The sequence below is a fragment of the Paenibacillus sp. MMO-58 genome (assembly GCF_037146255.1).
GTDB lineage: Bacteria > Bacillota > Bacilli > Paenibacillales > Paenibacillaceae > Pristimantibacillus.
Map to the genome: position 1 here is coordinate 172716 of NZ_JBBCVY010000010.1, position 15653 is coordinate 188368.

Consider the following 15653-nt stretch of genomic DNA (forward strand, 5'->3'; position numbering starts at 1 on the left):
AGCATGGAAACCGCACTGAAATTATTACGCAGCAACATCCGGCAGTACGGCATGTTTATTGCACTTATTCTAATCATGCTGCTCTTTCAGTTTCTATCCGACGGCATTCTGCTGAAGCCGCTTAATATTACGAACCTGATTTTGCAGAACAGCTATATTCTTATTCTGGCTATTGGCATGCTCCTTGTCATTATCACCGGTCATATCGATCTTTCCGTCGGCTCCGTTGCTGCCTTTGTTGGCGCGGTATCGGCCATCATGATGGTCAAACACGGGATGTCCTTCCCGGTAGCGATGGTGCTGTCGCTTGTGTTTGGCGCTATCGTTGGCGCTTGGCAAGGCTTCTGGGTTGCTTACGTACGGATTCCGTCCTTCATCGTCACGCTGGCGGGGATGTTATTATTCCGCGGCCTCACGATGCTGGTGCTGGACGGCAAGTCGGTAGCCCCGTTTCCGCAGGGCTTCCGCTCCATAAGCACGGGTTTCCTGCCCGACATTCCTGGCGGCTGGGACATTCATCTGCTCACGGTGTTGATCGGAATCGTGCTGTCGGTGCTGTACATCTTTATGGAGTGGCGCGGACGCCTGGCCCAGAAAAGATACAAGCTGGAGCTGCTGCCGATTCCGTTCTTCCTTATCAAGCTGGCGGCTATCGTGATTATTACAAACCTTTTCACGTACGTGCTTGCTTCCTACAAAGGTCTCCCGAACATTCTCATCATGCTGTTTATTCTGATTGCCTTGTACACCTTCGTGATGCGCAAAACGGTTATGGGCCGTCATATCTATGCGCTCGGAGGCAATGAGAAGGCAGCAAGACTGTCCGGGGTGAAGACGAAAAAAATGACCTTCTGGGTCTTCGTTAATATGGGCGTGCTTGCCGCCCTTGCGGGTCTTGTGTTTGCGGCAAGGCTGAACGCGGCTACTCCGAAAGCCGGAGTGAACTTCGAGCTGGATGCTATCGCAGCGGTCTTTATCGGCGGAGCTTCGGCAACGGGCGGAGTAGGTACGGTAATCGGGGCAATCGTTGGGGGTCTCGTTATGGGCGTCATGAATAACGGGATGTCGCTGGTTGGTCTCGGCATCGATTATCAGCAGGGCATCAAGGGTCTGGTGCTGCTGCTCGCGGTCGCTTTTGACCTCTATAACAAAAACAAATCTGCTTAGTAACAGAGCCGTCTCTTAGCGCGTCTAAACACTTCTTGTGTCTAGGCGCGCTTAACTGCTATGTTAATGAAAGCGGTTTTTTGCATATTGGGGGGGATCCGGGTGAAGAAGCTGTTGCTCGTCTATATCGTGCTGATTGGGACGCTAATGGCCTATTTGTATATGGTATTCGTCAAGGAAGACAACAGCGGACTGCTGGATGAGCCCGAGGGGCTGCACGGTACGCTGGACGAGAAGTATGTGATGGTGAATTTTCTGGCCGGTATCGATTATTGGAAAAATGGGCTAAAAGGCTTCGAGGACGCGGCGGAAGCGCTTGGCGTATCGGTGGAATACCGGGGCTCCACGCAATACGACGTGCAGGAGGAAATGATGGTGCTCGAGCAGGTTATCGCGCGGAGTCCCGCCGGAATAGCCGTAAGCGCCATCGATTCCGAGGCTCTAAACCCGGCGATTAATAAAGCGGTGGAGGCGGGCATTCCCGTTGTGATGTTCGACGCGGACGCTCCGCGCAGCAAAGCTTATTCCTACATCGGGACTAATAACTATAACGCCGGGGTAACGGCAGCCCGGAAGATGGCCGAGCTGACGGGCGGAACCGGCAAGGTTGGCGTCATTACGCTGCCTAATCAATTAAACCATCAGGAGAGAACAAGGGGCTTTGAGGAGACGCTGGAAAAGGAATTCCCTGATCTACAGCTGGTTGGGATTGCCGACGGCAAAGGCGATCAGATGATATCGGAGCAGAAGGTCCGCGATCTGCTGAGCAAGTTCCCGGATCTAAGCGGCATTTTCGTAACGGAAGCGAACGGAGGGGTTGGCGCGGGGAATGCCATTCTGCGGTTAAATAAGCTGGATCAGGTCAAGATCATCAGCTTTGACACGGATAAAGGAACGCTCGATATGGTTAAGAGCGGCACGATCTCGGCGACTCTGGCGCAGGGGACGTGGAACATGGGATATTGGTCGCTTATGCAGCTGTTCCATCTCCGCAACCATATCGTAAATCCGATGTCGGATAACGGGGATTCCAGCATTCCGCCGCTGCCGACGAACATCGATACGGGCATTACGGTAGTGACTCCGGGTGACGTAGACCAGTTTTATGCCAAGTAACGGGTAAAGGGGAGCGCTAACCATGGTATTCAAGCAACTGCAGAAGAGCTTCCAGCTGAACAACTGGTCTATCCGATACAAGCTTATTCTTCATTTTCTATTGATCAGCATTTTGCCTTCCCTTGTTATTGGATTATTAATGGGGTGGATCGTTAACGGCATCGTTGAGAAGCAGGTTAACGGCCATACGATGCAGCTTATCGACAACGTGAACAAGTCGCTGGATTATTACGCGGGCAATATTCAGAATATCTCCTATTTTATATCGATGAATCCGGAAATTCAGGCTTTCCTGAGCGAAGGGAAGAAGGCCATTGACGATGACCATGAGGAATACCGCATGTCCAAATTTCTGCAGGGCTTTACCTCGCTCTACTCGGAGGTTGCGGGAATTATCGTTGTGCGGCCTAACGGCGATTATTTCAGCAATGAGATGTATGCCCGGACGAACGATAGTTTAGCGAAGGAGACCTGGTACCAGGAGGCCGTTGGGGCCAAAGGGATATTCAAAATCATCGGCCATCCGGCTAACCGGAACGTGACGACCCATTCCAATTACAAGGACAGCGAGGTCGTCTCTGTTGTACGTGCCATACAGGATCCGGACACGCAGAAGACGTTAGGCGTTGTCCTTATTGATCTTAAGCTTAGGGTAATCGCAGAAACGGTACGCGATGTGCGGCTTGGGAAATCCGGCTACTTGATGGTTATCGACGATAAGGGCGAGAGCATTTACGCGCCAAAAAACTCCAAGGTCGGAAGTCTGGGCGTTGCCCTGCCCGGCCAGCAGTTATCCGGCATGTTCGCTCAAACGGTAGGAGGCCAGAAGCTGCAGTTTATTTATCAGAAATCCTCTTTTACCAATTGGACGACTGTTGGGGTCTTTGCCGTTCAGGACAGCGTGCAGGAGATTAAGGATATTAACCTCTATCTCGTTACCTTCGTATTTATCGTGTGCATGCTTGGCATTGCCGCGTCGTATTACCTGTCTCATTCGATCTCTCGGCCGATCTCGCAGCTGGCCTCCTTCATGCGCAAGGTTGAGGAGGGCAATATGAGCATTCGTATTCCGGAGGAGCGGGAGGATGAGATTGGCCTGCTCGGCCGCAGCTTTAACAAGATGCTGTCGCAGATGACCCGGCTTATCTCGCAGGTGTGGGCAGAGCAGCGGCTCAAGCGGGAGGCGGAGCTTCGCAGCCTGCAGGCCCATATTCAGCCGCATTTTCTGTACAATACGCTGGATACGATCCAGTGGCTGGCCCGCAAGGACGGCGCGAAGGAAGCGACGGAGATGGTCGAGGCTTTGTCCAAGCTGTTCCGGATCGGGCTGAGCAAAGGCCAAGAGATGATCCCGCTCACCGATGAGATCGAGCATATCCGCAGCTATTTGAAAATCCAGCAAACCCGCTATAAAGATAAGCTGAACTATAACATCGAAGTAGACGGAAGCTGCGACGACTTGTTCGTGCTGAAGCTTATTCTTCAGCCGCTTGTCGAGAATGCGATCTATCACGGCATTAAGGAACGCCGCGGGCCGGGGATGATTACGATTCGCGCCATTATTAGCGAAGAGATATTGGAGCTGGTTATTCAAGATGACGGAGCGGGAATGACGGAAGCCAGACTCGAAGCGCTGCGAGCCGTGCTTCAGGCCGTGCCTTCGGTTCATGAAGCAACTGCCGCGCAGAGGGCAGCCGAAGAGCGTCAGCAAGGACAGGGGCAAGCGGCCAGCTACGGACTCCGTAACGTGCAGGAGCGAATTCGGCTGAGCTTTGGCGAGACCTACGGGATTACGATTGAGAGCAAAGAGAAAGCCGGAACGACGGTAATCATTAAGCATCCTATCATTCATCGGAAGGGGCAGGGTACGCATGATACGCACATGGAAGGTGTTAATCGCGGATGATGAGTCCATTATCCGGGAAGGAATCCGCAGCTCTATACCATGGGAGGAGCTGCAGCTTGAGGTTGTTGGGGAAGCCGAGGACGGAGAGGAAGCGCTGGAGCTGGCCGTGGAAAAGCAGGCGAATATTCTTCTCGTCGATCTGAGCATGCCTATTATGAATGGCCTCACCTTGATCAGCCATCTTCGGGAGCAGCTTCCCAAATGCAAGATTGTCATCATTACCGGCCATGACGAATTTAATTACGCTTATGAAGCAATCAAGCTGGAGGTGGACGATTATATTCTGAAGCCGGTTAATCCCGATATGCTGGGAGAGGTGCTGGCAAGAGTTGTTCAGAAGCTGGAGGATACCACCGTTAACGAAGAGCTTCTGCAGATGGCTTCCAAGCAGATTGATAAAAACTTCGCGCTCCTGAGGGAAAGATTTTGCCTCGAATGGATAAAGGGGGAGCTCGGAGAAGCGGAGATTCGCGAGCAGCTTGCGTTCCTTCGGATGCCGGGCGAGGAACCGGACTATGTGGGCGTCATCCGGTGGCCGGAGCAGTCTAAGGGCAAGGCGTTTTTTTCCGAGAAGGACCGCCAGCTTCTGTTGTTTGCCATCGAGAATATTATGGAAGAGCATCTTGAGCCGTTTACTTCCGTTCACTTCCGGGATAAAGTAGGATTAATTGTTGTTCTGATCTGGGGCAAGCCGCCGGAAGCGGTCTTTAGGCAGATTGAAGCGGATGTGGCGGGCTATTTGAAGATTGAGATTGTGGCCAGCTATCAGCATAGCTCTTCCGGGGATGTACCCTCGCTTTATGCGGAGGCACGGGCTTCCGTTAACCGGGAAACGAAGCTTAGTCCCTTTGTCCGGCGGACGAAGGAAATTATCGCTAACCGTTATGAGGACCGCGACTTGTCGCTTGAGGGAATTGCGGGTGAGCTGAACGTGTCGGCCGTGTATCTGAGCCGTATTTTCAAGCAAGAGATGGGGGCTTCTTTTATAAGCATGCTGACATCCGCCCGGATGAAGGAAGCGATTCGGCTGCTGAACGAGACGGATCTGGCTATTCATGAAATCGCCGAGAAGACGGGTTACGAGTCGCAGCATTATTTCAGCACGGCATTCAAGAAAACAACGGGACTGCCCCCGAATCAATATCGTAAACGGAATTAGCTTGCTTTTGGCGAAAAGGAGGGTTCTTGCGTGGAATTAACCTATTTAAAAACCTTCTGCGAAGTCGCGAAGCACGGAAGCTTCACCCGCGCGGCGGAAATTCTGGGTTATGCCCAGTCCAGCATTACGACGCAAATCCAGCGGCTGGAGGAGTCGTACGGAGCCGTACTAGTTGAACGGTTCGGCCGGAGCATGAGGCTGACGATCGCCGGCGAGGCTCTGCTTCCCTATGCCAAGGAAGTGATCAGGCTCCACGAAGAATCGAAGGAAGTCGTGTCGAAGCAGTCCAAAGGGACGCTATCTATCGGGACAATTGAGACGCTGGCTGCTTATTACTTGCCGCCCTATTTGCAGGCTTACCGCCAGCAGTACCCGGATATCAGTATCATGCTGCAGCCGGGAAATGAGCCTCTTATTATAGAAGCCGTCAAAGAGGGGACGCTGGATGTAGGCATTATCCTGGACCCGCCGTTCTCGGATCCGGAGCTCCATACGGTGGTGTTGAGGGAAGAGGAGCTTGTTATTATCGCGAATCCCGAGCATCGATTCTCGGCGTTAAGCGAGGTTCGTGCAGAGGATTTATCGGGCGAGCCTCTCATCCTCACCGAGGATGGCTGCACGTACCGGGCCATGCTGCTCAAAGTGCTGCGGGACGGCGAGATTGACAGCAAGCCCTCTTATGAATTCGGGAACATGGAGGCCATCAAGCAATGCGTGGTGTATGGCCTTGGCGTTGCTTTGCTGCCGCGTATCGCGGCTGCCGAAGAAATTCGGAGGCAGCAGCTGATTGCATTGCCTTTTAACCATCCGGCTTGCAGGTTTTATACCCAGCTGATCTATTCGAAGAAGAAATGGCAGTCCAAAGCCTTTCTTGGCTTCGTGGATCTAATTGGCGGAGGCAATCATCAGAATCATTGAAGTATGCCATCGAAAACCATCGATAACTCCGTTGTTAGGGATCATGCTATATTGAATTCAACAAGCCAAGGCATTTGGCAAATCCCTAACTGGAGGTACTCGTTATGACAAACCAACCCTTTTCGCTCGTCCTTGAAACTCCTGCCGCAGCACCGGAAGCTACGCACCGCCACTATATGAACAAGCTGTCCGTTGAGACGGACGTAGCGGATGTGTACTACGACATGCAGCATGGCCTCAATGACTTTTTACTGATTGATGTACGCAGTCCAAAAGCGTATGCCGAGTGCCACATTCCGGGGGCGGTTAACCTGCCTTCGAGAGAAATGACGGCTGAGACAACGGCATCGTTCTCGAAGGAGCAGCTCATCGTGGTTTACTGCTGGAGCCCGGCATGCAACGGCGGCACCAAAGGCGCGGCGCGCTTGTCCGGTCTAGGCTTCAAAGTAAAAGAGATGATTGGCGGCATCGAGTACTGGCGCAAAGAAGGCAACCCGGTAGAAGGCACGCATGCGGAGACCGCGCCGATGGTGGGGTAGTGAGTGAGTGGTAGGCCAGATTCCCAGAGGGGAATCTGGCTTTTTGCTAAAGTTACGCAGCATGACACGGGGGGTCTTGATGCAGCCTGCACCTCGGCTCCCCTCGCTAACGATAGCTGTCCGACACCGCGCATACCTTCCCCACTAGCAAGTACCGCTCTATCCGTCTTCCCCTCTAACGAGCGCCTTTCGATTCCGCTTTTTCGCGAATGTTCACCGTCTGATCCCGCTCGTTCCCGCTAATGTACGCTGTCGGATTCCAGCATTCCCAGCTAATGGCCGCCGTCGCTCCCGCACACTCCCCGCTAACGAAACTACGTATGCTTATTTGACCCCAAACACCATGATTTCTAAACTAACGAAACGTGGTAACGCTATTTGGCCGTTTTGAGCTAAAAGAGGCACTTATATTGGGAATAACGATACGTAGTTTCGTTAGAATTCCCAACGGCTCCATTTCGCTGAAATAGCGTGTTACAGTTTCGTTAGTGTTACCCGCCTCCGGCCGAAGGGGCATCGCCCGATTGGTATTTTTTTTTGCTAAAGCCAAAAGAAACGCTCATGCGTCTAATCTATAGAACAGAGAGGTTAAAGCAAAGTAGGTGAGGGGCATTATTGATCTGGTGAGAAGGGCGCAGCGCGGCGACGAGTCCGCGTACTTGGAGCTTTTTCAGCAGTATGAAGAGGATTTGTATAGGGCGGCTTATGTGCATGTGGGGAATGAAGAGGATGCCTTGGATGTCATACAGGAGACGGCGTATCGGTCTTTCAAGGGAATACGCAAGCTGAAGGAGCCTGCTTATTTCAAAACTTGGCTCATTAAGATTGCGATAAGCTGTTCGATCGATCTGCTGCGCAAACGGAAGAGACAAATTCAATGGAAGCCGGAATATCTGGAATCGATAACCGTCAGCGATGAGGAGGATTTTTCGTTGTCGATTACGTTAAAGGAACTGGTGGAGGCTCTGGAGCCGGAGGAGAAAAGCGTCGTTATTCTAAGATTCTATTATGATCTAACGATCCGGGAAGTTACGGAAGTATTGGATATACCGCTAGGCACGGGAAAGACCTTGCTGTATCGGGCGTTGAAAAAGCTAAGGAAACGGGTAGAGGAGGATGGAGATTATGGATACGGGCTCCGATAAAATAAAGCAGCAAATGCAGACCATTCCCATCCCCTCTGAGCAGCTTCGTTACAGGGCGCGCCTTGGTATAGAGCAAGCAGGAACAGAGAGGCGGAAGGCAACGCGATTAAGACGCGGCTGGGCATCTATTGCTGCTGTAATTGTTGTCCTTCTATTATCTACGGCGCTAGTTAACCATACGAAGGTATGGGCGGCTATTCAGAATGCCTTGCAGTTTGTCCCTGGAATGGGAATGGTGAAAGAAGAGAAGTCGCCGGAGGTCCGGTACATCCTAAGCAAGCCCATCAACGTAAAGGTCGGGGAAGAGGGATCCGTTGTTATTACCGGCATGATGTCCGACCATGAAATGACGTATATAACGATGACCGGGCAAAATGCAACCAGATTGAAGGATGTTACTCTAGTTAATGCACAAGGTGAGGCCGTAACGATTGACGCATCTATGGCTTCTTGGGGAGGAACGGTCTGGACGTCTGCTTTCTGGCATAAAGGAGAACTGGATGTACAGGGGGGGAGCAAGCTGATTATTGGGGAGCAAGCTCCGATAGAAGTACCCATTCATCTAACGAAGGCGGAATCCTTCGACAGCTATTCCGAGCTTGGTCCAACCTCCACAGCAAATGGGCTGTCCATAACGGCTATAACGGATAAGGTAGACGGAAAAGCAAGGGTGTCTATAATTACCCCTCCACGGCAGGATTTTCGGATTATCGATTACGGAATACATGGCGTCTACATGCATGATGAAAGTCTCAAGCTGAATGTCGTGAATAAGGAAGGCAAAAAGCTGGAGATCACCACGGTTCAGGGCTTGAGCAGCCCCCAAAGCGAGTTGTATTTTCCGCTTGGCCGCACGCTAGATGAACCATATACGCTTACGATTCCGGAAATAAACGTCGAATACAAGGATGAGGTCAGCGTGAAAGTGCCGGCCGAAACAACGGATAACCTGAACAAAACATTCGAAATTGCTGGTTATCCGGTTACGATTACTCAAGTAGAAAAGATTTCTCCAACGACGCTTAGGGTTTACACGGATTTTCACTATGACAAGCAGGCGCCTTCCTCGCTGTACATGATTGGCGCCGAGGAAAGCGGAATGGCTAAGCTTAAGGAGAAAACGGGCGAAGTGGAGTACTTGGAATGTACGATGGAACCGGGGAGCAAGCAGTTAACTTTGCATATCAATCGACCTAATTTTGTCCTTCGGGGACCATGGGTGTTTCATTTGCGGCAAAGTGATTTCTCCGGTTAAACAAGAAAGAAGACAGCGGATGCCGCTGTCTTCTTTCTTGTTATGGGGTACTTAGAACGAATCAGGAGTTGGAGGCGAATTTCTGCCGGTCACTTCATCATAGAAATGAGCTTGCGTAACGCTGATGTATGGACACAGCCAAAGATAACCCAGCCCAAAAGGAATCGCGGCCAGGATTGCCCAGCCGATAAAGGTCAGCTGCAGCACGAAGTAGCGCCATTTATTGCCCTTCATAATTTGTTTGCTTTCGTTAATGGCATCCATAACGCCGATATCCGGATTATCCCGGAGAATAAAATACGCTTGCGAGTAGCGAAACGACGCAATAATTCCCGGAATGACAAACAGAAGCGTCCATAATAAAGTGAATAGTCCGATCATAAAGTACAGACAGAACGCTTTAATAAAGTGGGCGAAGCCGCTAAAGACCTCCGATACAGGAGGGTTCTCTTTCCTGGCAATGCCCAGATAGAAGCTGATGAGCCCAAGTGAGATGGAGCCGCTAATCAGGATGCTTACGACATTGCCGAGTACCGGGATCAAATAGTTGATCAGTCCTACAACGGCCCCCATTAATATGGCCAGCAGAAAGCCTCCGATCGCTTTTCCCCAATTGCCGCTCAGGCTTTCTCTCGCTCTGGCCCGCAGTTCCGAGTACGATGCGTTCATATGTACCTCCTTAAAAGAATTATCACTCAAACAGCCTGGTTTAGGGCTGTTATGATGATTCTTGCGTCGAAAGCATAAGCTTAAAAGAATTATCACTCAAACAGCCTGGTTTAGGGCTGTTATGGATATCCATCTAAATATACGGGGGGAACAGCGTGAACATTCCTGAAAATAAGCAAAAGGATATTTTTTCCGCATAGCGAACTATTAAGGTCATATAGAATTTAGGGGGATAAAATTGAAGAAATATCTCGTTATTAGCCAGATTATTTATTTGCTGTTTCTGATTCCGTGGCTGTTTACGTTCGGGATGTCTTTTATGTCGTTTGACGGAGGTTTCACGGCATTAAACATTTTGTTTGTATTGGGCCTTGGCGTTTATCCGCTCTTTATGATCGCTAGCGCCATTATTGCCTGGTCCATACACAGGCGCTATAAGAGGGCTGCAATAATAACAAACTGTGTACCTTTGTTATGGGTGGGCAGCATTGGGACATTGCTTTTATACGCGACATTATCCTAGACGGGGAATACACACCAATATAACGACATTAACGCTATCTCCGGCTGAGCGCTTGAAGCGATTAACAAGGCTTTTTCCTCCGGTATAATGAATGGTGCCGGCTACGGAAACTTCGCTACGGATAAGGAAGTTGCCCGCTCGAAAGCGGCGGTTGGATTGGTGCGACTGCTCGATAGGCTACTGTAATAAAGCAGAATAAAAAGGCGCCATTTAACGGCTTTTATGGCGCCTTTTTATAATAGTGACAGGGGAAGGGCTCTTGTATAATAAAGCTAGTACTTATTTACAATCGGATGGAGCTGATTAGATGCTGAAAGGGTTAACGCGTGCAGGACTTGGACCAATCGGTGATGACAAAGCATTTATTGAACAGGCGGCACGTTACGGGTTTCAATCGGTAGATCTGGATGCTGCAAAACTTATTCATACATATGGCTTGGACGGCGCGCGGGAATTGCTGTCGTCAAACGGGATTTCGATAGGATCTTGCGGCTTTCCTGTAGAATGGCGCGCTACGGATGAGGCGTTCCGGGACGGGTTGCCTCAACTGGAGGAGGAGGCGAAAGCCGCGGCACAGCTGGGTTGTACGGCGAGCTGCACTTATATTTTGCCGGCTACAGACGTATCTCCGGGAATTTTCACCATTCAGGCCGTCCGCCGTCTTAGAGAATGTGCAAACGTGTTAAATAGTTACGGCGTTAAGCTTGGATTGGAGTTTGTTGGACCGCATCATTTGCGTACGGCTTGGAATTATCCGTTTATCTACTCGATGGAGGACACGCTTGCGTTTGCGGATGCAATCAATGCTCCGAACGTTGGCCTGCTGTTTGATGCATATCATTGGTATACCAACGGGCTTGGCACGGAGGATATCGAAAAGCTGTCCCCTGAGCAGATTGTCCATGTCCATATTAACGATGCAAAAGACATTCCGGTCGAGCAAGTACTGGACAATGACCGCGTGTATCCGGGCGAAGGCGTCATCGATCTGCCTGGTTTCCTTCGCAGTCTGAAGAAAATCGGCTACACCGGCGCGGTTGCCCAAGAAATTCTTGCTCCAGGCGACATCGTCAGCTCGGTCGAAGAAGCGCTCGAGCGCTCTAAAGCCGGGTTTGACAAGGTGTTTGCGAATATCTAATAGAGTGTATGAAAGTGAAAAAGGTTCTCCCTGTCGGGAGAGCCTTTTTCTATTGGGCTGATCTCGGCCGGATTATCGTGTGGCACACCATCATCCCGTATGGAGCTGTAGCACGAAAAAGCAACTATCGATTGCCTCAGCTACCGCAAGTAACTGATTATTAATAGCAAGCAGCAGCCACTCTCTATTCCAACTAACCCCTAAACTAACGCATCCAGCTGCAAAAGTGCAGGTTAATCGAGTGAATCGAGGCATTTATGGGGTGCAACTAGCGAATGACCTGTACTTTTGCATTACGATGGCCCGCCGCGCCACGGTGGATCATATTTACCTGTACTTCTGCATTTTGTTGTCGACAGCGCGCCTTAGAGCTCCTATACACGAAATCTAGCTGCCTTCCACGTAAACCATTCTAATCTTAACGATGCGCCGCATCGCTAAGACTCCAAAAAAATAACTTTACCAGCTCCTTAACAATGTTGGACATTGTTAAGCAACCCTTAAACGTCAAAGTCTGGCCCGAAACGGGCTGAATCAGTCATTGCTGATGCCCAGCATCGTTAGCCCCTCGCGAAGAGCCCACTTGACGAGGCATGGCCTGATACGCAAGCCTCACGGAAACACCAGCTGCACCGGCACAACGATATGCCGCGGGTCGTAGGTTTGCCCGATTTGGTCCTGCAGCAGCATAACCGCGGAGCGGGCGAGCTCCTGCTCGTCCTGCTGGACGTAAGGGACATTCGGGATGTCCGGATTGTCGAAGGAGAAGAGCTCGACGTCCGTGCGGCGCTCGAGAAGCTGGAGAGACTGCCAGGTCAGGCCGGCAATTTCCTCGGTTAGCGTAAAGGCGGCACTGATAGTCGGATGCGACTTCAGGAAGTCCGTTACATAATCAAGAGCCCCCTCGCTGCGCAGCACATCCAGCGGCACATGGCACCAGAGGCTTTTGTCGATGGATTCGCCTTGATCGATATAGGCTTTCTCGAAACCCGTCGTCCGGTCTTCAATAGTCGTGTTGGCGTTCTCCGGCGAGATCAGCGCGATCTGCCGATGCCCCTTCGATAACAAATGCGTTACGGTCCGGTAGGCGCCGCCATCGTTATCCGAAGTAATGGTATACGTCTCGATATTGCGCAGGAAACGGTCAATAAACACAAAGGGGAACTTATCGAGAGACAGCCGCAGAAGGGACTCGTTATATTTCTCATCCTCAGTCGGAAACACGATAAGCCCCTGAACGCCGGCATCGACCAAAGCGGTTATCGCCCTGGATTCCTCTGCCGCATGCTCGCGGGTAATGCTCAGAATCATTTGGAAGCCGGCTTCCTTCAAATAGAACTCTATATAATCAACGAGCTTCTGGATAACGGTTGTTTTCATGGTAGGGATAATGAAGCCAACAAGAGGGACTTGGACAGGTTCAGGCTCAGGCTCGGGAGCAGGCGTCTTCACTTCGACAGGCTTCAAATCCGCCGCAACAAACGTTCCTTTGCCTTGAATGCGAGTGACGAGTCCTTCATCCGCTAACTCCGTCAATGCATTCTTAACGGTAATCTTGCTGACCTTGAATTCATCCATTAATTCTTGCTCGGAAGGAATGCGGTCGAGCGGCCGGAGCTGCCCGGAGGCAATTCGTTCCTTGATCTCAATCTGGATTTGCTTATACAGAGCTGTCTTTTTCATGAAGGCACCTACTCTCAATAAATAAATATGTTTTTATAACCAATTGGATATATAAATAATACTTTACGCCTATTATAATCTAATTGTGAAGCGCTTACAATGGTCAGGTAACAAAAGCTTAACCAATATGTGAGGGGGAAACGTCAAATGAAAAAAGGGATTACGTTAACAGCAACCTTGGCATTGGCACTCATGTTGGTCTTATCCGCTTGCAGCAGTTCCGGGGGGTCCTCGGGCAAAGCAACCAAGGTTGTCTTTTGGACTTTTAATGAACTTCATCAGCAATTTTTCGAGAGCATGGCGGACAAATGGAATGCGGCGCATCCGGACGAGAAGATTAAGCTGGTAGCTACGACATTCCCGTACGACGATAACCACAACAAACTGCAGGTTGCGCTGCAATCCGGAAAAGGCGCTCCGGACATGGCCGACATCGAGATCAGCAAAATCGGCAACTTCCTCAAAGGCGAGCCTCAGCTCGTACCGCTCAACGATATCGTAGAACCGAATAAAGACAATCTCGTTATGTCCCGCCTCGACAACTACGCCAAGGACGGACAATACTACGGAATCGACTACCACGTAGGCGCGGAAGTGATTTACTACAATAAAGAAATTCTCGATCAAGCAGGCGTAGATGCCGACAAGATCATCACCTGGGATGATTACGAAGCAGCAGGCAAGCAGGTGCTCGAGAAAACCGGCAAGCCGATGACTACCGTTGAAACAACGGACCAATGGTCGTTCTGGCCGCTGGTCGTTCAGCACGGTTCGGACTTCCTCGATAAAGACGGCAATGTAACGCTTAACGACCAAGCGAATGTGGATGTGCTGACCTATCTGCAGAAGCTTGTAAAAGAAAAGGTAGCCGTTGTAGCGCCGGGCGGCTTCCATCACGCGGAAGAATACTACGGATTTATGAACGGCGGCGGCGCCGCTTCCATCTGGATGCCAATGTGGTACATGGGCCGTTTCACGGACTACATGCCTGACCTGAAAGGCAAAATCATCATCAAACCAATGCCTGTATTCAAACAAGGCGAAATGCGTTCCTCCGGTATGGGCGGTACGGGTACGGTTATTACCAATCAATCGAAGAACCAAGAGTTGGTTAAGAAGTTCCTCGAGTTCGCGAAAGTATCCAAAGAAGGCAATATCGAGATCTGGAAACAGCTTGGCTTTGACCCGATCCGTACGGATGCGTGGACGGATCCGGCTATGAACGAGTCGAACAAATATACCGACTACTTCGGCAAAGATATCTTTACGTTCCTCAGCAGCCTCAAGGACGAAATCGCGCCTACGAATATCAAAGAGAAAACGCCTGCCGTATCCGACGTGATCAAGACAAAGGCGATGTTCCAGGCGCTTAACGATCTGAAGGATCCGAAGCAAGTATTGGACGATGCAGCGGCGAGCATTAAGTAGAAGGAAGCTGACAGTCTAGCTGAAAAAACAAGCTTAACCGCTTCGTTGAAGGACCCAATGCAATGCATGGCGGTCCTTCAGCGAAGTGATCCTGATCAGGAAGGAGCGAGTGAGCGTCCGAATGAAAAAGATACTATACAATCAGCGAGTCGCCCCTTATGTTTTTGTGCTGCCGTTTGTGCTTTCGCTTGCGATCTTTTTCGTCTATCCCGTTATATCGACCTTCATTATGAGCTTTCAGGAAGTACTGCCGGGCCAGACCCATTTCATTGGCTTAGACAACTACAGGAATCTCTGGGATGATTCCTTTTATACCGCGCTTTGGAACAGCTCGAAATATACGTTCTGGACGATTCTCGTCCTCATTCCGCTGCCGCTCGTGCTTGCGGTGTTCCTTAACTCGAAGCTGATGAAGTGGAGCGCGTTTTTCCGCTCGACCCTGTTTCTGCCGGCTTTGACTTCGGTTGTTGTAGCGGGCATCGTATTCCGGCTCGTATTTGGCTCGCTCGATAACTCCGTCATGAATACGTTCCGCCATGCCTTTGGCTTCGAGACCATCAACTGGCTTGGCAGCAGCGCGTCGGGCATGCTCGTGTTGGTCATCTTGGCGACATGGCGTTATCTGGGCATTAACATCATTTACTTTATGTCGGCCTTGCAGTCTATTCCAAGCGAGCTTTACGAATCGGCAAGCATCGACGGGGCGAATACCTGGAACAAATTCTGGCGTATTACGCTGCCGCTGCTCAAACCGATTTCGATTTACGTCATTACGATCAGCATTTACGGCGGGTACTCCATGTTTACGGAAAGCTTCATTCTGTGGAGCGGCAACCACTCGCCAAACGATATTGGCCTTACCATGATCGGCTTGTTATACCGCAGCGGCATCGAAAAGAACGAGCTTGGGCTTGGTTCGGCAATCGGGATGATCCTGCTGCTCCTTACGATGGTCCTTAATGTCATTCAGCTTCGCTTATTCGGCTTGTTTAGGAAGGAGGATTGAA

At 50.7% G+C, this 15653-nt stretch carries 14 protein-coding genes; 12 read left to right on the forward strand and 2 right to left on the reverse strand.

Going from position 1 to position 15653, the window contains the following annotated elements:
- The first annotated feature begins 3 nt into the window (after nucleotides 1–3).
- The 8 genes from mmsB to WFJ73_RS25705 all read left to right on the forward strand — a co-directional run bounded on the left by mmsB (nucleotide 4) and on the right by WFJ73_RS25705 (nucleotide 9205).
- Nucleotides 4–1167, forward strand: a complete 1164-nt coding sequence (mmsB, locus tag WFJ73_RS25670; protein WP_336775792.1) for a multiple monosaccharide ABC transporter permease — start codon at nucleotides 4–6, stop codon at nucleotides 1165–1167.
- A 102-nt stretch (nucleotides 1168–1269) separates the two neighbouring features.
- Nucleotides 1270–2283, forward strand: a complete 1014-nt coding sequence (locus WFJ73_RS25675) for a substrate-binding domain-containing protein (protein WP_336775793.1) — start codon at nucleotides 1270–1272, stop codon at nucleotides 2281–2283.
- Between the two features lie 22 nt (nucleotides 2284–2305).
- A complete protein-coding gene (locus WFJ73_RS25680; RefSeq protein ID WP_336775794.1) occupies nucleotides 2306–4189 on the forward strand; it encodes a cache domain-containing sensor histidine kinase in 1884 nt (627 codons plus the stop codon).
- On the forward strand, nucleotides 4155–5348 hold the full coding sequence (locus tag WFJ73_RS25685) for a response regulator (protein WP_336775795.1): 1194 nt from the start codon (nucleotides 4155–4157) through the stop codon (nucleotides 5346–5348). Before WFJ73_RS25680 ends, WFJ73_RS25685 begins: the two co-directional genes overlap by 35 nt.
- Nucleotides 5349–5378: 30 nt before the next feature.
- The gene (locus tag WFJ73_RS25690) at nucleotides 5379–6266 is read left to right on the forward strand and encodes a LysR family transcriptional regulator (RefSeq protein ID WP_336775796.1); all 888 of its coding nucleotides are present in this window, start codon (nucleotides 5379–5381) and stop codon (nucleotides 6264–6266) included.
- 104 nt (nucleotides 6267–6370) lie between these two features.
- Nucleotides 6371–6805 (forward strand): rhodanese-like domain-containing protein, encoded by a 435-nt coding sequence (locus tag WFJ73_RS25695; RefSeq protein WP_336775797.1) that lies wholly within the window; start codon nucleotides 6371–6373, stop codon nucleotides 6803–6805.
- 602 nt (nucleotides 6806–7407) lie between these two features.
- Complete coding sequence (locus tag WFJ73_RS25700; RefSeq protein WP_336775798.1) at nucleotides 7408–7950, forward strand: sigma-70 family RNA polymerase sigma factor; 543 nt, start codon at nucleotides 7408–7410, stop codon at nucleotides 7948–7950.
- Nucleotides 7931–9205: a hypothetical protein gene (locus WFJ73_RS25705; RefSeq protein WP_336775799.1), complete on the forward strand. Its 1275-nt coding sequence runs from the start codon at nucleotides 7931–7933 to the stop codon at nucleotides 9203–9205. Before WFJ73_RS25700 ends, WFJ73_RS25705 begins: the two co-directional genes overlap by 20 nt.
- A gap of 51 nt (nucleotides 9206–9256) precedes the next feature.
- Here the strand turns inward: WFJ73_RS25705 and WFJ73_RS25710 are convergent, their stop codons facing one another.
- Complete coding sequence (locus WFJ73_RS25710) at nucleotides 9257–9874, reverse strand: DUF975 family protein (protein WP_336775800.1); 618 nt, start codon at nucleotides 9872–9874, stop codon at nucleotides 9257–9259.
- 238 nt (nucleotides 9875–10112) lie between these two features.
- On the opposite strand from WFJ73_RS25710, the gene WFJ73_RS25715 reads away from it, so the two are divergent.
- The gene (locus WFJ73_RS25715) at nucleotides 10113–10397 is read left to right on the forward strand and encodes a hypothetical protein (protein WP_336775801.1); all 285 of its coding nucleotides are present in this window, start codon (nucleotides 10113–10115) and stop codon (nucleotides 10395–10397) included.
- A 307-nt stretch (nucleotides 10398–10704) separates the two neighbouring features.
- Nucleotides 10705–11535 carry a sugar phosphate isomerase/epimerase family protein gene (locus tag WFJ73_RS25720; RefSeq protein WP_336775802.1) on the forward strand — a complete coding sequence of 277 codons (831 nt, stop codon included), beginning with the start codon at nucleotides 10705–10707 and terminating at the stop codon, nucleotides 11533–11535.
- A gap of 612 nt (nucleotides 11536–12147) precedes the next feature.
- Here WFJ73_RS25720 and WFJ73_RS25725 read toward each other — a convergent pair.
- Nucleotides 12148–13218 (reverse strand): GntR family transcriptional regulator, encoded by a 1071-nt coding sequence (locus WFJ73_RS25725; RefSeq protein WP_336775803.1) that lies wholly within the window; start codon nucleotides 13216–13218, stop codon nucleotides 12148–12150.
- Nucleotides 13219–13365: 147 nt separating this feature from the next.
- On the opposite strand from WFJ73_RS25725, the gene WFJ73_RS25730 reads away from it, so the two are divergent.
- Together WFJ73_RS25730 and WFJ73_RS25735 are read left to right on the forward strand one after the other, a co-directional pair.
- Nucleotides 13366–14646 carry an ABC transporter substrate-binding protein gene (locus WFJ73_RS25730; protein WP_442955990.1) on the forward strand — a complete coding sequence of 427 codons (1281 nt, stop codon included), beginning with the start codon at nucleotides 13366–13368 and terminating at the stop codon, nucleotides 14644–14646.
- A gap of 121 nt (nucleotides 14647–14767) precedes the next feature.
- The gene (locus WFJ73_RS25735; RefSeq protein WP_201006611.1) at nucleotides 14768–15652 is read left to right on the forward strand and encodes a carbohydrate ABC transporter permease; all 885 of its coding nucleotides are present in this window, start codon (nucleotides 14768–14770) and stop codon (nucleotides 15650–15652) included.
- The last annotated feature ends 1 nt before the right edge of the window (nucleotide 15653 follow it).